We start from the raw sequence: 17,593 nt of genomic DNA, 5'->3' as shown, positions 1-17,593 counted from the left end.
ATGTGCCATATTTTCGGACGCAATAGCACATTAGAGTCCTGTAACTTAATAAAGAACCAAATTTTTGAGGGTGTAGCAAAGCCCATCCTCAAAAATCTAGTTCTTCTTTTGGGCTTAGCTCAAGCGTGATAAGCTAATCAGCGATGAAAACCGATACCCTCTTTTATCAACTCTTCCAATCATTCCATACGCTACTCTTTGAGCTAATTGATCGCCCAATTTCAGATGCAGAAGGCTATCAATTCAGTACAGCCGAAATCAAAGAGAAAGCGTTTCGGTTTGATGGTATCTTCATGCCCACAGTCAACAACAAGCCGATTTTCTTTCTTGAAGTCCAATTTCAACCGAAAACCGACTTCTATTGGGAGTTTCTATCAGAAATATTTCTATATCTCAATCAATTTCGTCCAAGCAACAAATGGCAAGCTGTAGCCATTTTCGCTAAGCGCAATTGTGAGCCAGAAATTGTCGATCATGTGCAGGAGATGATCACTTCTAATCGAATCATCCGTGTGTATTTAGAGGATTGGTTACATCAAGAAGCGGATTCCCTTACTATTGCCATCATTCAACTAATATTGGCTCCAGAAAAACAAACCCCTGACCTCGCGAGACAAATTAACGAAAAAGTCCAGCAAGAGCTAGATACAGATTTGCAAGACCAAGTAGTAAAATTTATAGAGACCGTACTTGTATACAAGTTCCCCAAGTTAAGTCGTCAGGAGATCGAAGCCATGTTTACATTCAACGATTTAAAAAATACTCGCGTTTACCAAGATGCGAAGCAAGAGGGCAAGCAAGAGGGGTTGCAGTTAGGCAAGCAAGAGGGTTTGCAGAGACAAGTTTCGATGCTGCTAAAAATGCTTACCCGCAAGTTGGGGAAATTAAGCCCTCGAACAACAAATCGGATCACGAAATTATCAGTGACGCAGTTAGAAAACCTTGCGGAAGTTATCTTTGATTTACAAACTGTTGCGGATTTAAATGCTTGGTTGCGTAACAATGGATAAAATCAAGATCTGGGTACTAGTCAGCTAACGAAGGATGGGTACTGAAACACCTATTTCATGCAGACAAATGCCTTTGTGATTAGGCGATCAAAGAAAACTCATCTGAGCTATTGACGTTAAGGAAACAGGGAAGTAGTATGGATATTAATACGACCCGTCCTTTACTTCTGTATTTGGACGGGTTCTCTATTTTATTTCACAATCAGTATATTGGCAACCTACACCAAGCCCCATTTATCCTTAGACGATCAACTTGTTTTACTGAATCAGCGTGGACTTCAAGTTACAGATGACATAGCTGCAAAGGAGTTTCTACGCCATAATGGTTACTATCGACTGAGTGCATACTGGTATCCGTTTCGTGAAATAGTAGGAAGCCATCGAAGCGATAATTTTCTTCCTAACAGCAAATTTGAAGATGTGCGAGATCTTTGCACATTCGATAAAAAATTCAAACTATTACTACTTGATGCGATTGAAGGGGTAGAAATTGCTGTAAGAGCAGAAATTGCTTTGCTTTTGGGGGCAAGTGATACTTTTGCTCATATTAATCCCAATTTTTTTCGCCCCAGCTTCATTAGGCTTGATGCATCAGGTAAAACACAACATCAAGAATGGCTAAAAAAATTTAATGGATCTGTCAATCGCTCAAAAGACGAGTTTGTTTTGCACCACGAGCGTAAATATGGCAATCGTTCCACACTTCCTATCTGGATTGCTGTCGAATTATGGGATTTTGGGTTACTTTCTCTCTTTTATAGCGGAATGGATACAACTCATTGCATTAGCGTAGCAACGAGGTTTTCTATTTCCAATTGGAAATTTATGGCAAGTTGGTTACGCAGTCTCAATTATGTTCGTAATGTTATTGCTCATCATGGGCGACTATGGAACCTTAATTTAGTCGAAAGTCCAAGTTTGCCGAGCCGCCGAGGACTAATGGCTGATTTTGATGCCCTAGTTCCTTTACATAGCGTAAACACCAGAATATACAGTATTTGCTGTATTCTTAGTCATTTCTCAAAGAGCATAAATCAACGCTCTTCTTGGTCTCAACGCCTTACTGAGTTAATTAACAGTTTTCCCATAATGCCATATGTCAGCGTTCAAGATATGGGTTTCCCTACCGATTGGCAAAATCATAATTTCTGGAAATAGATCTCAAGAGGTTATGTGAGATCGCTTTACACTAGAAGTCGATTGAGGGTTTTGGTGTGGTGATCGCTTATTTACAAGCAAGGATCACCATCTGGAGAATGCCAACCACCTCTGAGCTATAACGCTCTCGCTCGGATGATAAACCTGTCATTGTGGCAATCATCATTGAGAACAAGCAAGTGCAAGATTGTCCACATCATCCGTACCACCTAAAGATTGCGGCAGAAGATGTTCCATTGTAAAGCGATCGCTATTTAGATATTCTGGTGAATGGCAGTATTCACAGAGACTTCGGGCGCGTTCTCGGACAAATTTTCTGGCTTGAGAGGACACCATGCGGCTTTTTCAGCGATTTGAGCATTAATCAGAGTAAAGATGCGAGATAGTTCAGTAATACCTTCAAGTTCAGCAATTTGCTCATTGGTAAGAGCATTTGCTTTCTTCCGATCTAAAAGGTTTTCTAGGCGATCTTGCAAATCATCCGTGAGATGAAATAGAAAGACATTACCTAAAGGAAAAATATTCATCCCTACAGGTATAAGTGACGATGGCTGCACCATTGATTGGGTAATCATTTCTCACCTCATATCTTTCTAAGAAACTTTATTTAGAATAGCGCAATATCGGAAAAATCGATAACCAGTATAAATTTGAAGCGCCATTAATCAAACGCAGGGTCAGAGAGAAGGCAAGCTGAATATATTCTCGCCTATGGCAAAATATGAGAGTAGCGATCTCGCATTTATTTTGTGGCTAAGCTCAAGAGTATTACGCGAATGTTATGTAAACAACCAATTTATCGTAAGGACTAAAAACCTATGACTTGGAAAATTGAAGAAGCACAAGAACAATTTTTGGAAGTTGTTAATGCTTCTGGACAAACTCCTCAACTAATTTATCAGCGAGATCGCTTTGTTGCTGCGGTAATTCGTGCTGACCTATTTCAAGAATTTCTCACATGGCAACAACAGCAAAAACGGACTTCCCTAGCCGATACCTTCGATGAATTACGACAGATTTGTATTGCGGAAAACTATACCTTTGAGATTAGTCCTCGTAGCGATCGCCCCAATCCCTTTGCGGAAATGCTGCCATGACCTTTCTCTGCGATACAAATATTATCAGTGAGCTAGCTAGACCTCGCCCAAATTCTGGCGTAGTTGATTGGAGTCAAAATGTTACGTTCATAGCCATAAGTGTAATTACGATTGAAGAAATCACTTACGGACTAACAGCAAAGCCAAATGCAAGGATTCAAGATTGGTTTCAGCATTTTCTAAGTTATTCATGCCAAATATTACCAGTAACACCTGAAATAGCTCAATGTGCAGGGCTAATGCGTGGTAACTTCAGAACAAAAGGTATTTCTCGCTCTCAAGCTGACATTCTTATTGCTGCGACTGCTGAAGTTCACGATCTAATTCTGGTTACACGCAATACTCGTGATTTTGAAGGTTGTAATATTCAAATCTTGAATCCGTTTATTGAATGACAAATGCTATAAATTTGAAGTGCCATTAATTGAACGCTGGGTCAGAGAGAAGACAATCTAAATATTTGCTAGCCTATGGCAAAATGTGAGAGTAGCGATCGCGCAATTTTGGAGGTTAACCCATGCTCAAACGGCGATCGCCATAATGTTATTATAAAAACGAATTAAGCCATTAAGCTTTAGTCAAAATGATTAGCTATAGCCAAATTCAATCATATAGTCAACAGATTGTCGAGCAGTTTCATCCCGATCAAATTATTCTGTTTGGTTCCTATGCCTATGCTCAACCAAACCAAGACTCTGACGTTGATTTACTGGTGATATTGCCATTTGAAGGACTGCCAGTTTATAAGGCGATCGAAATCCGCAAAAAGCTCAGACCTACCTTCTCACTGGATTTAATCGCTCGAACATCCAAACAAATTCAACAGCGTTTAGAGATGGGTGATTTTTTTATTCAAGACATTCTCCAAAGAGGTCGTATTCTCTATGAAACCAATCACGCAAGAGTGGGTTGATAAAGCGGAAGGAGACTTTGCGATTCTCGATAATGCTTTTTCTGACTGTATCCAGATTCGTCAAATAATACGGCAACACCTAAATATTTCGTAGGGATCGCCTTGTCCTAGACTTCGGGCGCATGTTCAGAGTAACTTTCTGGCTTGAGAGGACACCATACTGCGTTTTAGGAGACACAGGTATTATCAGCTACAGTCACAATGTCATCGATAGCTCACAATAGTTACGATAGTTCTATGGGTAGCGATCGCCATCGCGCATAAGCAATGAAACCCCGCATTATCATCTGTGGTCTAGATCGCACGGGTTACAAAATTTTGGGTTTGCTAAAACAGCAAGGTTGTCTTGTTGTGGGCATACACGATCGCCCGATTCATCAAGCTGATGCCGAAATTATTATCGGTGATTTGGCGGCTGCCGAGACATTGCTTGCCGCAGGAATTCGCGATGCTCAGACCTTAATTTTGGCAGGAGCCGATGAAACTCGTAACCTGACAATTTTGATGCAAGCAAGGGTGCTTAATCCCCATGTCAGAATTATTAATCGATTGTTTAACTCCAGTTTGGGCGTGCGTTTAGACCTGACCTTGCCCAATCATTTGACCATGAGTGTCGCGGCTCTCGCTGCGCCTGTATTTGCCTTTAGTGCGATGGGAAGTCAGGCGATCGGGCAGTTGCGGCTATTTAACCAGACTTGGCCGATTCACGAAGAATATATTGACGATCATCATCCTTGGTTTGGGAAACCACTAGCCGAGTTTTGGGAAGATCGATCGCGCATGTTGATCTATTACCTACCCTACGACGAGAGCAAAGTCGATCTAGTGAGTGCCGTGTTAAATGGTCGAACTTTGCAAATCGGCGATCGCCTATTACTTGGTACTCAGCCCAGTGTCAGAACTGCATCGCGCCCAATCTTGCAGAAAATATCTAAACTCTTTATGAGCTTTCGCCATTTTCATGAACATGGACGAGCGGTTCTGTTTACCGCGATCGCTCTATTGCTAACGATTTTTTCGGCAACAGTGGTTTATACCAGCTTCCAAATGAATATTTCCTTAGTGAATGCTCTCTATTTCTCGGTGGGGATGATTACAGGTGCTGGCGGAAACGAGATGGTGGTGGAAAATTCTGCCGATAGCATCAAAGTTTTTACAATCATCATGATGCTGATTGGTACGGCAGTAATTGGAATTTTTTATGCGATTTTAAATGATTTTATTTTGGGTTCACGGCTGAGAAACTTTTGGGATGCGACGCGAGTTCCCCATCGAAATCACATTGTTGTTTGTGGTTTAGGAAGTGTTGGGGTGCAGACAGCATTGCAACTAGTCAGCTATGGCTACGAGGTCTTGGTGATAGAACGTGATCTCAATAATCGCTTTTTAGATACGGTGCGATCACATGGTATTCCTGTCATTCATGGTGATGCGAGTTTGCCGACTACTCTCAAAGCAGCCAATCTTGAAAAAGCTGAAAGCCTACTTGCTGTCACCAGTAACGACACGGCAAATTTAGAAATTGCACTGAATGCCAAGGGAATTGCCCCACGTTGTCGGGTAGTTGTGCGGTATGACGATCCCTACTATGCCAGCATGGCGCAGGAAGTATTTGATTTTGAAGCAGTTCTTAGTCCTCCTGAAATTGCGGCTCCCGCCTTTGCTTCTTCGGCGCTAGGTGGACGCATTCTTGGCAATGGCATAGTTGCTGACAGTCTGTGGGTAGCGATCGCCACAATGATTACCCCCAATCATCCATTCTGTGGAAAACCAGTCTGCGAAGCCTCGATGACCGCAGATTTTGTACCTCTCTATATCGAAACTTCCTGCCAAACAATTCATGGATGGAACTTACTGGAAGCCTCTCTAAGTGCAGGTGATATTCTCTATTTGACGATGCCAGCAGCAAAATTAGAGCAGTTATGGCGGGTTGCTCCTTTTCAAGTAGCGGTCAGCTAGACAGCCAGTATTGTCGCCGCCACATTAACTTTCTGTGATTTTGGATGCGAAATTAGTCAAATATCTTTATCATAATGATGGGCGGCGCTTTGCGCCGCCCATCATTATGATAAAGATCAACTTATTCAATTTATGGAGTGTAGATGTTTTCGTTTCCAGTTCATTTAGCAATGCATATTCCCGATGGCTACCTCAGTTTGCCAGTGAGTTTGGTTACAGGAGGTATAGCGATCGCCTTAATTGCGCTATCACTTAATCGTGTGCAATCAGAATATAAAGAACGCACTGTTCCGCTCATGGGTGTGAGTGCTGCCTTTATCTTTGCCGCGCAGATGATCAACTTCCCAATTGTGGGCGGTACATCTGGACACTTAATGGGTGGAACTCTGGCGGGGATTTTGCTTGGTCCTTGGGCTGGCTCGTTAGTCATGTCGGTGGTCTTTATTGTGCAGACCATCATGTTTCAGGATGGTGGATTGACTGCGTTAGGAGCCAATATCACAATCATGGGACTAATGGGAACCTTTGGTGGTTATTACCTTTATCGAGTGATGCGGTTCTTAATTGGGCGTAATACATGGCTAGGCATGAGTGTCAGCACGGCGATCGCTTCATGGACAAGTGTGGTCGTGGCAGCCGCAGTTTGCGCGGTACTATTAGCACTTTCGGATACGGTTCCCTTAGCGTTAGGAATGACAGCGATGCTATCTTGGCACTTCATGATTGGTATTGGTGAAGCATTCATCACCCTTGCCGTAACTAGTTTTATTTGGAAGACTCGTCCTGAGTTAATTTATGATGCTCCTAATTTTGCAGTCAAGCAAACCGAATTAGATAACTTTTAAGTCACCATAATCAAATGCATAAAAAAAACATTTTTGTACTATCAGGATTAGCTTTAGCTCTAGGTATTGCAGCATTGGTATCACCCTTTGCTAGCAAAGATCCTGACGGATTAGATCGAGTTGCTCAAGATTTAAAATTTGAAGAAAAAGCGATCGAAGAACCAGCAACTAAACAACTTCCCTTTTTCCAGATTTTTGAAGAATATTCGATCAAAGCAGTTCCCGACGAGAAAGTATCCACGGCTCTTGCAGGTATTACAGGTACATTGGTTGCATTTGGCTTAGCATGGGGAGTTGGCAAGCTCACAGTACGCAAATCTGAACCAAAATAAAAGCTGGATCTATGCTGCTCCATATTCATCTAACTGAATCAAGCGATCGCCTGTCTCACTCCCAGAGCGATCGCCTAAATATATGGAATCGCTTAGCTGTGCATACACGCTTGCTCTGTATATTTCTATTGGTATTTGCGATCGCTTTAACGCCCATGGGTAGATGGTGGACTTGGGCGCTATATGCAGCGATGACTTTGCCCATTCTCTATTGGAGCAAAGTCGATTTAGGAATACTAGCCAAACGCATGGCGATCGAGTTAATGTTTATGGGTGTCATTCTTTTAGGGACACTATTTCGAGGTGGCGGAAACATACTCTGGCAATGGGGTTGGTTACAAATCACCACGAATGGATTAATGATTTTAGGAAGCGTGAGTATCAAAGCTTTTCTATCGTTACTTCTATTAAATATTCTTACCCTTAGTACTTCCATTCCCTTGTTACTTCAAGCTCTAGTTACGCTCAAAATGCCTCCATTGCTAATTAGCATTCTTGCATCCATGTATCGTTATATTGGCGTGCTAATTAATGAGTTTAATGCCATGCGTCGTGCGGCTACTGCTCGTAATTTTGACCCGCGCAATCTCTACAACTATCAACGAGGCGATCGCCCGTGGCAACGACAGGTATTAGGTAATATGCTCGGTGTCCTGTTTATTCGTACATACGATCGCGGCGATCGCATTTATCAAGCGATGCTAGCTCGTGGCTATCAAGGCACTCCGATGATCATAGAATCAGCCACAGGCAACTGGCTCGATGGCTTAGCCATTGCTTGCGTTATGATCGTAATCTTAGTTGGTCAAGTTTTTATTAGTTAGAGTGCTTTGCATCACAATCCTATTTCCATTGAGAACCTCAGTTATCGCTACCCTGATGGTATTCAGGCTTTAAAAGGGATCAATCTCCAGATCGCAGCAACCGAAAAAGTAGCGATTATTGGAGCAAATGGCTCAGGTAAATCTACATTACTTCTCCATCTCAATGGCATTCTCATGCCACAGAAAGGCGAAATTGTTATTGGGGAAATGCCAGTCATCCATCCAAATTTATCATCGATTCGTAACTTTGTCGGCTTAGTGTTTCAAAATCCCGATGACCAGCTATTTATGCCAACGATTTGGGAAGATGTTGCATTTGGCGCAATAAATCAAGGTATCCGAGGTGAACATTTAAAAGAACGTGTTGCTGAGGCTTTAGTAGCCGTCGGATTAGATGTGGCTAAATATAGAGAGCGTTTATCTCATAATCTTTCGGGTGGTGAAAAAAAACGAGTGGCGATCGCAGGGGTTTTAGCGATGCAGCCGCAGGTTTTAGTATTTGATGAACCATCCGCCCAACTCGATCCGCGATCGCGTCGTCAGTTAATCCAGCTTTTGCAAACTTTACCTGAAACTCAATTAATCGCCACCCACGATCTGGACTTAGTTCTTGAGCTATGCGATCGCACCGTAGTCTTGAGTGAGGGGGAGATTGTCTATGATGGCGAAACTAGACGGGTATTAAGCGATCGGGAGTTTCTATTGGCTCATTCTCTAGAAATGCCTCTAAGTTTAAGCTAGCCTAGAGATAACTAATCAGGCTGGAGATCAGGAAAGAAATGGTTTCCAAGAAACACCTATTTGAGTATCTCCAGAACATTAACACCTTGCTTTCTGAGCGTCGAGATATAGCCACGAATGCGACAGAACGGTTGATAGAGTTTGTAAACTAAATTATCGATCGCCTTTTTTTCTTTTGTCGTGTCAGCATGGCGATCGCCTTTTTTGAGATTCATAATTAAATCGGTAAGTACCTCAATCGAATTGAAACATCGCTTACAGAGATAATTACACCATTTTTAAGTTCTGTAGCATAGTCATTTAAGATTGCTAACAAATGACGGTTAACTACTTCGCGGCTTACATTTCCTAAACGAAATAAGATGACACTGGGTAAGCTTTCGCCGCTAATTGCTAATAGTTGGGCAAAGTCTAAATCTACGGTGAGTAATATTCGTTCTTCTTGGCGAGCTTTGTCTAAAATATCGGGATCGGTCATCTTTTCTAGATTTTTTTCAATCAGGTGGATTGCGTCATAACCTTGTTCTCTCAAGAGTGCAATTGTGCGGGGAGAGATACCCATATCACCTAAAAATTTCATACTGCTTGGGCGGTTTGCCAAAAGATGACTCGCTCTTGGGTCAGCCAAGCGGCATATCTGAGCGCTTGTTGGATGTCTTCTGGTTCGAGATAGGGATAGTCTTCAATTATTTCGGCTGTTGATAAGCCGTTGGCGATGAGGTTGATGACTACGGATACGGGTATCCGCATTCCGCGAATGCAAGCTTGACCTGCCATGATTTTTGGGTCAAAGGTAATGCGATTTAGTCCTGCTATTGCTCTCATTGTTTTTTACCTTTTACTCTATTTTAATTGCTGTGTATTCTTGTTCTGTTAGTTCAAATTCTGGATCGATGATTTTTTACTTCTTCCTAGGTGAGTTGATAGAGTTTGCAAACTAAATTATCGATCGCCTTTTCTTCTTTTACCTTATCAGCGTGGCGATCACCTTACAGTTGATAGTTTTATACCGATGGTAATTTGATTCTAATGAGTTGTTTTTCTATAGTCTCAAATTGAGAGAGATGATTATGTATGGCTTGGGCGATTTTTTCCCAGTTGGTGTTACTTTTACAAATCACGATGCCTTTATGTTGAGGAGTTTGAGTATGTAAACGAATAAAATCCCGACGATTCATGGTTAAGACGGCTCGATTGAGGCTAATGGCATATTGCAAGACTTCAGGATCAGGTATTTTTTGTTCTGCTTTCCCTGCATCTTGTACGGTCAAAATGTCGTATCCTAATGTACGCAAAATTTTGACAACGGGCAATGGAAATTGCTCATCTGCATAGAGTTTGACCATTGCTTAATCTGCCTCGTTTTCAAGGATAGCATTGGCAATTTCTTGGGGATGGCTTTCGGCATATATCCAAGCATTTGCTAGATCAACTGCATTTAGGGTTGGATATGCTTCTAATATTTTTGCGTCACTAAGCCCTTGTTGTTGGTAGCTGACTAATAGCCAAACGGGGATTCTGGTATTACGAATACAAGCATCACCGCCACATACGTTTAATGTTTTCTCAATGCCGTGCCAACTATTTAATAGGCTGTTGAGAATTAGTTGAATTGCTTGAGATTTTTCTGTGGGTGAGAGTGCGAGTAGTTGAGGTTCTAGTTCTTTAAGTGTCATAGTTTTTTGAATTGGATATTTATAAAGTTACTCTAATTTTTCCTTTTTCCTTTTTCCTTTTTCCTTTTTCCTTTTTCCTTTTTCCTTTTTCCTTGTCACCTCTCTCCTTCTACTATTTTAATCTCTTCTTCTGTCAACCCATAAAGTTGATAAACCAAATCGTCGATCGCCTTTTCTAGTTCGCCCGTATCAGCGTGGCGATCGCTAGTAAACTTCATTGTGAGTGCCAATATCAAGTAAAACTATTACTTCTGTCTGTTCTTGAGAGATTTCTATGGTAAATAGAATTCTACAATCATAGCCGCAGGAACAGGCTTTTAATCCAGCTAATTTCCCTTGTAGTGAATGCGTACTTAACTGTGTTGCAAAAACATCTTCTTTCATCAATTGTAATATTTGAATTAGTTTCGACTCAAGCTGAGAATTGCGTTTGACAAATTTCCGAAATGCTCGTTTGAATTTTGGGGTTAAAACTATTTCTCTCATTAGTCTTCTGCCAAAGTTGCTTTTAGTTCGGAAATGATTTCATTTATAGGTTGAGGTTTTAGCTCTCCACGATGAAAGGCGGCGATCGCTTCTTTGGCATCTTGAGCAATTTCATCGCGGCGGGCTTCAATCATTTGGTTCTTAATGATTTCTAAAAGCATTTCTCTTTGTTCAATTGAAAGCTGATTAACTGTTAAAATTGCTTCTTCTAATGTAACCATTTTGGATCTCCTAATAAGTTTGATTGTCTTGATTATAGTCAAATCTCAAGGGTTCTGTTCTTTTTCCTTTTTCCTTTTTCCTTTTTCCTTGTCACCTCTCTCCTTCTACTATTTTAATCTCTTCTTCTGTCAACCCATAAAGTTGATAAACCAAATCATCGATCGCATTTTCTAATTCGCTCGTATCAGCTTGGCGATCGCCTTTTTTAGCAGTGAGAATTAGATCTATTCTTCAGATTCCTCTAAATATTTTAGAAAAGAATTAACTCCTAATAATTCGATGGAATATAACTCCATTGCTTCTCTCAATGCTTCATCGGCTCGTAAGTCGTCATCTCCAGATACGATGATTTTTGCTTTGCCGTCAATGGCGGTAGCTAATACGGGTAAATCTTTGGGATCTCGGCAATAAGGGGGGATTGTTTTTGGTTCAATCCAGATTGCACGATTTTTTAACTGTTGCTCTAGGCGTATGGCTTGATTTCGGTCGATATATTTTCTTAATCGAGGTCGGTTCCATACTTCATGCAATTCATCTAAAAGGCTTTGGCTCATGACTAATTGGAATTTGTCTTGATTAAATGCTTCTAAGATTGGGAGTGTAACGCGTCCTTTTAATAGGATGCGAATCCAAATGTTTGTATCTATAACTACTCTCAATTTCATGTCTAGTTTCTTGATTGCTGGCGTACAGCTTTAATTTCGTTCATAATCTCGGCATCTGTGATTTCATCAATGGGTGGTTGGCTATACAGTTCTCCAAGTAAGCTTGTTAGATCTGATTTTAATTCTATTTGAATTAAGGCTTTGGCTACTTGGGCGCGATCGCTAGGTTGTAGTTGTTGTACAGTGGTAATCAGTTGCTCTAGGGTTATTGGTAGTTGAATCATCTGGTTCACCATAATAATTTGTCTTCTGTAATTTTAAATAATCTAAACCTTATCTTTTTCCTTGTCACCTCTCTCCTTCTACTATTTTAATCTCTTCTTCTGTCAACCCATAAAGTTGATAAACCAAATCGTTGATCGCCTTTTCTAATTCGCTCGTATCAGCATTATGACTACTGTTTACCTTTTCCTGATTCTGAATTTATTTTGATCGACAATTACAGTTGCGCCAATTATTTCAGGTAAGTTAACTTGATCGATAAATTGTTCTAATGCTTGCCGAATTTCTATGGCGATCACTTCAAAGGGAAATCTTAAAATAATTAAACCGCAATGTGTATTTGGTGGATAGTTTTTGATGTTTGACCATCCTAGATCTCGGCTGATGATTATTCTTTGTTCTTTTTGAGCAAATATAAATATTTCAGGATCTTTTGTACCGCTAAGTCCAGATGTTTTGACGTGAATGGCATCATGTCCTTTGTCTTTGAGCAAAGTTTCTAAACTTAGTGGGCAGTCTTCGTCAATTAGAAAACGTAATTTCAACTTACTTTCTCCATTGAATAGACTGTTTCATAGTTTAGAAGCTCGGAGAAGTAAGCTAGGGAGGCAAGAATCTGTTCGCGGGTAACTGCGTATTCTTGGATTACTTCGTCATAGGTCATGCCACCTGCGAGAGAGCCGATAATTATGGCGATCGGAAGACGAGTTCCTTTTAGCACAGGTTTACCATGTTGGATTTCGTTGTCGATGGTAATTACATCAGTTGGAATGCTTTTTTTCATAATCTATTTCCTTGTTCAAGCTAAACATTTTTACAAAAATCTACACCTTATCTTTTTCCTTGTCACCTCTCTCCTTCTACTATTTTAATCTCTTCTTCTGTCAACCCATAAAGTTGATAAACCAAAGCGTCGATCGCATTTTCTAATTCGCTCGTATCAGCTTGGCGATCGCCTTTTTTAGCAGTGAGAATTAGATCTATTCTTCAGATTCCTCTAAATATTTTAGAAAAGAATTAACTCCTAATAATTCGATGGAATATAACTCCATTGCTTCTCTCAATGCTTCATCGGCTCGTAAGTCGTCATCTCCAGATACGATGATTTTTGCTTTGCCGTCAATGGCGGTAGCTAATACGGGTAAATCTTTGGGATCTCGGCAATAAGGGGGGATTGTTTTTGGTTCAATCCAGATTGCACGATTTTTTAACTGTTGCTCTAGGCGTATGGCTTGATTTCGGTCGATATATTTTCTTAATCGAGGTCGGTTCCATACTTCATGCAATTCATCTAAAAGGCTTTGGCTCATGACTAATTGGAATTTGTCTTGATTAAATGCTTCTAAGATTGGGAGTGTAACGCGTCCTTTTAATAGGATGCGAATCCAAATGTTTGTATCTATAACTACTCTCAATTTCATGTCTAGTTTCTTGATTGCTGGCGTACAGCTTTAATTTCGTTCATAATCTCGGCATCTGTGATTTCATCAATGGGTGGTTGGCTATACAGTTCTCCAAGTAAGCTTGTTAGATCTGATTTTAATTCTATTTGAATTAAGGCTTTGGCTACTTGGGCGCGATCGCTAGGTTGTAGTTGTTGTACAGTGGTAATCAGTTGCTCTAGGGTTATTGGTAGTTGAATCATCTGGTTCACCATAATAATTTGTCTTCTGTAATTTTAAATAATCTAAACCTTATCTTTTTCCTTGTCACCTCTCTCCTTCTACTATTTTAATCTCTTCTTCTGTCAACCCATAAAGTTGATAGACTAAATCGTCGATCGCCTTTTCTAGTTCGCTCGTATCTGCATGGCGATCGCCTTTTTTAGCAGTAAGAATTTCGTCAACAAGATTTTCTATCTCTATTTTGTTAACTTTTTGATTATTAAAGATAGGTAATCTTTCTACATAGACCACCTTTATCTCTGCAAATGTTTTCCCTATCATTTGCGGATTTTGAATCTCAAAAATATATTGCATCAATCTAGAATTAAGTAATCCAAGAATAAATTTATATGAGTATTTATCGGCATATTCTTGTTTTAGCTTTATAACATGGCATGAGTTAACACAAATTGAAGATTCAGTTTCCAAACAACTAATCAATCTATCATCTGTACGCCTCATTAATATTTTAGGACTTTGGAAAAGTTCGGGACTACGTGGGGCAGCTAAATGTAATCCATAGTCAACAAATTCATTTGGGGATATTAGATAATATCTATGTATATCTTTTCCTCTGTATAAAGTCATCCATCCTTGAGGACAGATATTTATCTTAGAGTAGGGCTGTTCGCTAATTATTACGCTGTTTTGTGGAGGAATTCCCTTACCTTTTTCATACATTTTGACTCCTGCCTTTATTTCTGCAATTTCACCAAGCAAAGTTGAGTTAGCAATAATTTTTGACTTTACTTTATTTGTTTCTGGTAGATTCCTGTAATCAATTTTTACGAGAAAATTGTCTAAAAAGTCATTTGTTTCGCGTTTATATTCTTGTGAATCAACTTTTATACTTATTGTCTTATCTGGATTATTCAATGGATTACATTTTTTTAAAAATATAATTAATGTATCAACAATAGCTGATTCAAAAATCCAACCACTTTGAAACAAATCTGTAAAGACATACTCTGTAAGCAGGAATTTACGAAATTCATCACCCTTTTCTAAATCACAAAAAGTATTTGGAACAATATATGACAAACTTCTATTTGCTCTGAGTAAGTTTAGCCCCTGTAATATAAAAAAACAATAACTATCAGGGATTTTTTTGCATTGATAAAAAGTATTAATTAAACAGGTTTCATAATTTCTATCAAAATTAACACCATAAGGTGGATTACCAATAACTACATCAAACCCAACAAAATCACCATTATTATTCAAAACTTCAGGAAACTCAAACCGCCACTCCAAGGCATTCTCATAGAGCCGACCGCTTTCAATATCCTCAATCTCTGCACTTAACTTATCAATCTCATTATTTAACTTATTAACCTTCTTCTCCCTAGCCTTAACCTCCGCCTTAGTTTCCTCAAATAACAAAGTCTGATTTTCGACACTATAAAGCTCCGCTTGCAACTGCCGTAACTTCACCTTCTTAGGATCACCACCCGACAAACTCGAACTAAAACCCTCCTTAATCTTCGCGATCAAACCTTCCATTTCTCGCTTTTGTGCCTTACTTTCTGCACTGCGATAAGTCTGTACCGCATTCCGATACTGCTCAATACTAAACTTCTGCTTCTGCAAAACCTGCTTCACATCCACATCCAACCCAAACCGACTAATCAAAGAATTCCCACACTTGATATTAATGTCGATATTCGGCAAGGTTTCCAGATCCCCCCTACCCCCCCTTAAAAAGGGGGGGAAAGAATTTTCTTGATTCTCCCCCCTTTTTAAGGGGGGCTGGGGGGGATCAATTCCCAAAGACGCTTGAGGCGAATCCCACCGATAATAAGCATTCTTCAAAAGCTCAATCCACAACCGCAAACGGCAAATCGTCACCGAATTGGGATTAATATCCACCCCAAACAAACAACCCTCAATAATTGACTGCTTCTCATGAAACAGCGTCTCCTGAACCCGTTGGCTTTCCTTATTTTTAGGATTATAAGCAAACAACTTACCATCCAAAGTCACCTTCAACTTATCATTAACCACCTCAATCTCATACTGACTCAAAGTTTCCCCATTCTTATCCTGCAAAATCCCCAGATAATGCTTAATCGCAATCATCTCATTCAAAGCCGACACCAAAAAATGTCCCGAACCCACCGCAGGATCACAAATCTTGAGACTATTTACAATTCCATTAGCCTCATTTCTACGAACCACTCGATCTGACTTCCGAATATAGCCACTCAAATCATCCTTCAAATCCTCAATATTCCCACAACTCCAGCCCATCACCTCATTAAACTTCTGCACCACCGCCCGCCGTATCGTCTCCCGACACATATACATCGTAATAAAACTCGGCGTATAAAAAGAACCATCCTTATAGCCATTAATCTTCTCAAATATCAACCCCAATACCGCAGCATTAATCAACTTCTCACTATCTTCCTGCGTATCCTCAAACTCATCCTTACTAAACTTATAGGCATGGAGAAACTCAAACAGATAAGCCAACCCATTCAATTCACCCGATCGCTTCCTATCATTGCCATCGATCAACACCGTCGCCCCGAAAATTGGCAGGTTTTCACTAGCCAAATTACTAATCGAAATAGTTTTCTGCTCAATATCTGTCAACTCAAACAGCGAGCTATTCAAATAAGGCACATTCGCAAAAGTATCCTTCACACTCGCAATGCGATCGCCCTGTTCGCGAGCCAACACACTAAAAAAGAGTCGATTCAAATCGCCATAACTCTTAATCTTAGTCAAATTTAAAAACGCAAAATCCTGATCATTATCATGATATTTCAGTAATTGCGCCTCTAATAGTTTCAAAAATAAAACGCGATTAATCCAAGTAATTGACAATCTTAGGGCAACATTAAACAGCCGCTCCTCATGGGTTTCACCAAACTCTTCAGGCTTCTCTAACTGCGAAATCTTATCGGAACTATCAAGCTCATGAATCGCATTCTCAATCAAAGAACCATCATGGCGATCGCCCTCGGCTCTACGTCCAATTAACTTCTTGCCCTTATCCTTAATCTCTGTCAAACCAATGATATGCAGCAACTCATTATAAAAAGGCTTATTTAAACTATTACTGTCATTGGCAGAACGTAGCTTTAACAAATGCTCAGGCGAAAAAATCTTGTAAAGTTCGATTATGTCTAAGTTCTCAAGATCGCGCAAATCAAAATGGGTGAATTTAATACGATCAATCACCTCAGCGATCGCAGGTTTAGCAATATCTTTGTAAAAGGTATCTGTTTTTGTTCCACTTAGCCGCCCCTCTTCAAAATCCTGAAAATCCTTAACTAAAACCTTATCGCTAAAAAACAAATCCTCAAAAAGCTTCGCATCAAAAATAAACCACTCATAAATATTCGTCACCACCAAATGCTTCACACCAACATTTCCATGCGTCACCCGCTCCCGCAAAAAATATAAAACCAACTGCTGCACTGCCTTAGTATTGAGGCTGCTTACTTTCGGCATCTCCCCACTCCCCTTCTTTGTGGGCTTCTTCGTCTCAAAGATCACCCCAACCTGACTATCCACCCCCTTGTCATTATGAATAACCAGATCGCTTCTATCCTTAGTGTTGACGAAATAGCGATCGCTGTAAAAGCTCCTTTTTAAAAAATCACTCAACAGATTTTTATTAAACTCTTCATCCTTATTGCTGTCACACAAAGCAAGCATCTGCCCCAAATTAGTCTTAAAACCCTGAATTTGCTCAGAGTCAGGCTTTATTTTCAAATACTTAGAATTTAATGCTTGCTTGAGTTCGAGCTTATTGACAATCATCAAAC

Annotated in this window: 26 protein-coding genes and 4 pseudogenes; 10 read left to right on the top strand and 20 right to left on the bottom strand. The window is 40.1% G+C overall.

Annotated elements, in window-relative coordinates; translation table 11 throughout:
• Positions 1 to 143: 143 nt before the first annotated feature.
• Complete coding sequence (locus VB775_RS04855; RefSeq protein ID WP_281009170.1) at positions 144 to 1,010, top strand: Rpn family recombination-promoting nuclease/putative transposase; 867 nt, start codon at positions 144 to 146, stop codon at positions 1,008 to 1,010.
• A gap of 210 nt (positions 1,011 to 1,220) precedes the next feature.
• The gene (locus VB775_RS04850; RefSeq protein WP_281009169.1) at positions 1,221 to 2,168 is read left to right on the top strand and encodes an Abi family protein; all 948 of its coding nucleotides are present in this window, start codon (positions 1,221 to 1,223) and stop codon (positions 2,166 to 2,168) included.
• Between the two features lie 171 nt (positions 2,169 to 2,339).
• Here the strand turns inward: VB775_RS04850 and VB775_RS26355 are convergent.
• Both VB775_RS26355 and VB775_RS04840 read right to left on the bottom strand, forming a co-directional pair.
• A pseudogene (locus VB775_RS26355) lies at positions 2,340 to 2,501 on the bottom strand (HNH endonuclease); the annotation flags it as partial.
• Positions 2,423 to 2,743 carry a hypothetical protein gene (locus VB775_RS04840; RefSeq protein ID WP_281009168.1) on the bottom strand — a complete coding sequence of 107 codons (321 nt, stop codon included), beginning with the start codon at positions 2,741 to 2,743 and terminating at the stop codon, positions 2,423 to 2,425. The pseudogene VB775_RS26355 and the gene VB775_RS04840, both read right to left, overlap by 79 nt.
• Before the next feature lie 243 nt (positions 2,744 to 2,986).
• On the opposite strand from VB775_RS04840, the gene VB775_RS04835 reads away from it, so the two are divergent.
• From VB775_RS04835 to VB775_RS04800, 8 genes are all read left to right on the top strand, one after another.
• The gene (locus VB775_RS04835; protein ID WP_281009167.1) at positions 2,987 to 3,265 is read left to right on the top strand and encodes a hypothetical protein; all 279 of its coding nucleotides are present in this window, start codon (positions 2,987 to 2,989) and stop codon (positions 3,263 to 3,265) included.
• A complete protein-coding gene (locus VB775_RS04830) occupies positions 3,262 to 3,660 on the top strand; it encodes a type II toxin-antitoxin system VapC family toxin (RefSeq protein ID WP_281009166.1) in 399 nt (132 codons plus the stop codon). Before VB775_RS04835 ends, VB775_RS04830 begins: the two co-directional genes overlap by 4 nt.
• Before the next feature lie 188 nt (positions 3,661 to 3,848).
• On the top strand, positions 3,849 to 4,178 hold the full coding sequence (locus VB775_RS04825) for a nucleotidyltransferase domain-containing protein (RefSeq protein ID WP_281009165.1): 330 nt from the start codon (positions 3,849 to 3,851) through the stop codon (positions 4,176 to 4,178).
• A 267-nt stretch (positions 4,179 to 4,445) separates the two neighbouring features.
• On the top strand, positions 4,446 to 6,137 hold the full coding sequence (locus tag VB775_RS04820) for an NAD-binding protein (protein ID WP_281009164.1): 1,692 nt from the start codon (positions 4,446 to 4,448) through the stop codon (positions 6,135 to 6,137).
• Between the two features lie 143 nt (positions 6,138 to 6,280).
• Positions 6,281 to 6,982 carry an energy-coupling factor ABC transporter permease gene (locus VB775_RS04815; protein WP_281009163.1) on the top strand — a complete coding sequence of 234 codons (702 nt, stop codon included), beginning with the start codon at positions 6,281 to 6,283 and terminating at the stop codon, positions 6,980 to 6,982.
• Between the two features lie 14 nt (positions 6,983 to 6,996).
• A complete protein-coding gene (locus tag VB775_RS04810; protein WP_281009162.1) occupies positions 6,997 to 7,314 on the top strand; it encodes a PDGLE domain-containing protein in 318 nt (105 codons plus the stop codon).
• Between the two features lie 11 nt (positions 7,315 to 7,325).
• Positions 7,326 to 8,138 carry a cobalt ECF transporter T component CbiQ gene (gene cbiQ, locus VB775_RS04805; RefSeq protein WP_281009161.1) on the top strand — a complete coding sequence of 271 codons (813 nt, stop codon included), beginning with the start codon at positions 7,326 to 7,328 and terminating at the stop codon, positions 8,136 to 8,138.
• 6 nt (positions 8,139 to 8,144) lie between these two features.
• Complete coding sequence (locus VB775_RS04800; RefSeq protein WP_281009160.1) at positions 8,145 to 8,879, top strand: energy-coupling factor ABC transporter ATP-binding protein; 735 nt, start codon at positions 8,145 to 8,147, stop codon at positions 8,877 to 8,879.
• Between the two features lie 56 nt (positions 8,880 to 8,935).
• Here VB775_RS04800 and VB775_RS04795 read toward each other — a convergent pair whose 3' ends face one another.
• The 18 genes and pseudogenes from VB775_RS04795 to VB775_RS04725 all read right to left on the bottom strand — a co-directional run bounded on the left by VB775_RS04795 (position 8,936) and on the right by VB775_RS04725 (position 17,588).
• The gene (locus VB775_RS04795; protein WP_281009159.1) at positions 8,936 to 9,094 is read right to left on the bottom strand and encodes a hypothetical protein; all 159 of its coding nucleotides are present in this window, start codon (positions 9,092 to 9,094) and stop codon (positions 8,936 to 8,938) included.
• Positions 9,095 to 9,096: 2 nt separating this feature from the next.
• Positions 9,097 to 9,459 (bottom strand): DUF5615 family PIN-like protein, encoded by a 363-nt coding sequence (locus VB775_RS04790; RefSeq protein WP_281009158.1) that lies wholly within the window; start codon positions 9,457 to 9,459, stop codon positions 9,097 to 9,099.
• Positions 9,456 to 9,704, bottom strand: a complete 249-nt coding sequence (locus VB775_RS04785; protein ID WP_281009157.1) for a DUF433 domain-containing protein — start codon at positions 9,702 to 9,704, stop codon at positions 9,456 to 9,458. Before VB775_RS04785 ends, VB775_RS04790 begins: the two co-directional genes overlap by 4 nt.
• A 179-nt stretch (positions 9,705 to 9,883) precedes the next feature.
• Positions 9,884 to 10,225, bottom strand: coding sequence for a DUF5615 family PIN-like protein (locus VB775_RS04780; RefSeq protein ID WP_281009156.1), 342 nt, complete (start codon positions 10,223 to 10,225; stop codon positions 9,884 to 9,886).
• Positions 10,226 to 10,228: 3 nt separating this feature from the next.
• Positions 10,229 to 10,555, bottom strand: a complete 327-nt coding sequence (locus VB775_RS04775) for a DUF433 domain-containing protein (RefSeq protein ID WP_126385840.1) — start codon at positions 10,553 to 10,555, stop codon at positions 10,229 to 10,231.
• 95 nt (positions 10,556 to 10,650) lie between these two features.
• Positions 10,651 to 10,773: a hypothetical protein gene (locus tag VB775_RS04770; protein ID WP_281009155.1), complete on the bottom strand. Its 123-nt coding sequence runs from the start codon at positions 10,771 to 10,773 to the stop codon at positions 10,651 to 10,653.
• The gene (locus tag VB775_RS04765; RefSeq protein ID WP_281009154.1) at positions 10,760 to 11,041 is read right to left on the bottom strand and encodes a type II toxin-antitoxin system YafQ family toxin; all 282 of its coding nucleotides are present in this window, start codon (positions 11,039 to 11,041) and stop codon (positions 10,760 to 10,762) included. Before VB775_RS04765 ends, VB775_RS04770 begins: the two co-directional genes overlap by 14 nt.
• Complete coding sequence (locus VB775_RS04760; protein WP_281009153.1) at positions 11,041 to 11,262, bottom strand: hypothetical protein; 222 nt, start codon at positions 11,260 to 11,262, stop codon at positions 11,041 to 11,043. Before VB775_RS04760 ends, VB775_RS04765 begins: the two co-directional genes overlap by 1 nt.
• 91 nt (positions 11,263 to 11,353) lie before the next feature.
• Positions 11,354 to 11,491 (bottom strand): annotated as a pseudogene (locus VB775_RS26350) (hypothetical protein); the annotation flags it as partial.
• Positions 11,488 to 11,928, bottom strand: coding sequence for a putative toxin-antitoxin system toxin component, PIN family (locus VB775_RS04755; protein WP_281009149.1), 441 nt, complete (start codon positions 11,926 to 11,928; stop codon positions 11,488 to 11,490). The pseudogene VB775_RS26350 and the gene VB775_RS04755, both read right to left, overlap by 4 nt.
• A gap of 2 nt (positions 11,929 to 11,930) precedes the next feature.
• Positions 11,931 to 12,152 (bottom strand): hypothetical protein, encoded by a 222-nt coding sequence (locus tag VB775_RS04750; protein WP_281009152.1) that lies wholly within the window; start codon positions 12,150 to 12,152, stop codon positions 11,931 to 11,933.
• Positions 12,153 to 12,216: 64 nt separating this feature from the next.
• Positions 12,217 to 12,318 (bottom strand): annotated as a pseudogene (locus VB775_RS26345) (hypothetical protein); the annotation flags it as partial.
• 11 nt (positions 12,319 to 12,329) lie between these two features.
• The gene (locus VB775_RS04745; RefSeq protein WP_281009151.1) at positions 12,330 to 12,695 is read right to left on the bottom strand and encodes a DUF5615 family PIN-like protein; all 366 of its coding nucleotides are present in this window, start codon (positions 12,693 to 12,695) and stop codon (positions 12,330 to 12,332) included.
• A complete protein-coding gene (locus VB775_RS04740; protein WP_281009150.1) occupies positions 12,692 to 12,934 on the bottom strand; it encodes a DUF433 domain-containing protein in 243 nt (80 codons plus the stop codon). Before VB775_RS04740 ends, VB775_RS04745 begins: the two co-directional genes overlap by 4 nt.
• Before the next feature lie 62 nt (positions 12,935 to 12,996).
• Positions 12,997 to 13,134, bottom strand: a pseudogene (locus VB775_RS26340) (hypothetical protein); the annotation flags it as partial.
• Positions 13,131 to 13,571, bottom strand: a complete 441-nt coding sequence (locus tag VB775_RS04735; RefSeq protein WP_281009149.1) for a putative toxin-antitoxin system toxin component, PIN family — start codon at positions 13,569 to 13,571, stop codon at positions 13,131 to 13,133. The gene VB775_RS04735 and the pseudogene VB775_RS26340, both read right to left, overlap by 4 nt.
• A 2-nt stretch (positions 13,572 to 13,573) precedes the next feature.
• The gene (locus VB775_RS04730; RefSeq protein ID WP_281009152.1) at positions 13,574 to 13,795 is read right to left on the bottom strand and encodes a hypothetical protein; all 222 of its coding nucleotides are present in this window, start codon (positions 13,793 to 13,795) and stop codon (positions 13,574 to 13,576) included.
• A 64-nt stretch (positions 13,796 to 13,859) separates the two neighbouring features.
• The gene (locus tag VB775_RS04725; protein WP_281009147.1) at positions 13,860 to 17,588 is read right to left on the bottom strand and encodes an Eco57I restriction-modification methylase domain-containing protein; all 3,729 of its coding nucleotides are present in this window, start codon (positions 17,586 to 17,588) and stop codon (positions 13,860 to 13,862) included.
• Between the last annotated feature and the right edge of the window lie 5 nt (positions 17,589 to 17,593).

The organism is Pseudanabaena sp. CCNP1317, from assembly GCF_034931345.1.
GTDB classification, from domain to species: Bacteria; Cyanobacteriota; Cyanobacteriia; order Pseudanabaenales; family Pseudanabaenaceae; genus Pseudanabaena; species Pseudanabaena galeata.
This window is presented reverse-complemented; position numbering and strand designations above follow the sequence as displayed.

What these genes read in the sequence shown, in the direction of transcription:
- VB775_RS04855 (WP_281009170.1), top strand. Translation starts at nt 144, where the DNA reads ATGAAAACCGATACCCTCTTTTATCAACTCTTCCAATCATTCCATACG.
- VB775_RS04840 (WP_281009168.1), bottom strand. Translation starts at nt 2,743, where the DNA reads ATGATTACCCAATCAATGGTGCAGCCATCGTCACTTATACCTGTAGGG.
- VB775_RS04835 (WP_281009167.1), top strand. Translation starts at nt 2,987, where the DNA reads ATGACTTGGAAAATTGAAGAAGCACAAGAACAATTTTTGGAAGTTGTT.
- VB775_RS04830 (WP_281009166.1), top strand. Translation starts at nt 3,262, where the DNA reads ATGACCTTTCTCTGCGATACAAATATTATCAGTGAGCTAGCTAGACCT.
- VB775_RS04825 (WP_281009165.1), top strand. Translation starts at nt 3,849, where the DNA reads ATGATTAGCTATAGCCAAATTCAATCATATAGTCAACAGATTGTCGAG.
- VB775_RS04820 (WP_281009164.1), top strand. Translation starts at nt 4,446, where the DNA reads ATGAAACCCCGCATTATCATCTGTGGTCTAGATCGCACGGGTTACAAA.
- VB775_RS04815 (WP_281009163.1), top strand. Translation starts at nt 6,281, where the DNA reads ATGTTTTCGTTTCCAGTTCATTTAGCAATGCATATTCCCGATGGCTAC.
- VB775_RS04810 (WP_281009162.1), top strand. Translation starts at nt 6,997, where the DNA reads ATGCATAAAAAAAACATTTTTGTACTATCAGGATTAGCTTTAGCTCTA.
- cbiQ (WP_281009161.1), top strand. Translation starts at nt 7,326, where the DNA reads ATGCTGCTCCATATTCATCTAACTGAATCAAGCGATCGCCTGTCTCAC.
- VB775_RS04795 (WP_281009159.1), bottom strand. Translation starts at nt 9,094, where the DNA reads ATGAATCTCAAAAAAGGCGATCGCCATGCTGACACGACAAAAGAAAAA.
- VB775_RS04790 (WP_281009158.1), bottom strand. Translation starts at nt 9,459, where the DNA reads ATGAAATTTTTAGGTGATATGGGTATCTCTCCCCGCACAATTGCACTC.
- VB775_RS04785 (WP_281009157.1), bottom strand. Translation starts at nt 9,704, where the DNA reads ATGAGAGCAATAGCAGGACTAAATCGCATTACCTTTGACCCAAAAATC.
- VB775_RS04780 (WP_281009156.1), bottom strand. Translation starts at nt 10,225, where the DNA reads ATGGTCAAACTCTATGCAGATGAGCAATTTCCATTGCCCGTTGTCAAA.
- VB775_RS04775 (WP_126385840.1), bottom strand. Translation starts at nt 10,555, where the DNA reads ATGACACTTAAAGAACTAGAACCTCAACTACTCGCACTCTCACCCACA.
- VB775_RS04770 (WP_281009155.1), bottom strand. Translation starts at nt 10,773, where the DNA reads ATGAAGTTTACTAGCGATCGCCACGCTGATACGGGCGAACTAGAAAAG.
- VB775_RS04765 (WP_281009154.1), bottom strand. Translation starts at nt 11,041, where the DNA reads ATGAGAGAAATAGTTTTAACCCCAAAATTCAAACGAGCATTTCGGAAA.
- VB775_RS04760 (WP_281009153.1), bottom strand. Translation starts at nt 11,262, where the DNA reads ATGGTTACATTAGAAGAAGCAATTTTAACAGTTAATCAGCTTTCAATT.
- VB775_RS04755 (WP_281009149.1), bottom strand. Translation starts at nt 11,928, where the DNA reads ATGAAATTGAGAGTAGTTATAGATACAAACATTTGGATTCGCATCCTA.
- VB775_RS04750 (WP_281009152.1), bottom strand. Translation starts at nt 12,152, where the DNA reads ATGATTCAACTACCAATAACCCTAGAGCAACTGATTACCACTGTACAA.
- VB775_RS04740 (WP_281009150.1), bottom strand. Translation starts at nt 12,934, where the DNA reads ATGAAAAAAAGCATTCCAACTGATGTAATTACCATCGACAACGAAATC.
- VB775_RS04735 (WP_281009149.1), bottom strand. Translation starts at nt 13,571, where the DNA reads ATGAAATTGAGAGTAGTTATAGATACAAACATTTGGATTCGCATCCTA.
- VB775_RS04730 (WP_281009152.1), bottom strand. Translation starts at nt 13,795, where the DNA reads ATGATTCAACTACCAATAACCCTAGAGCAACTGATTACCACTGTACAA.
- VB775_RS04725 (WP_281009147.1), bottom strand. Translation starts at nt 17,588, where the DNA reads ATGATTGTCAATAAGCTCGAACTCAAGCAAGCATTAAATTCTAAGTAT.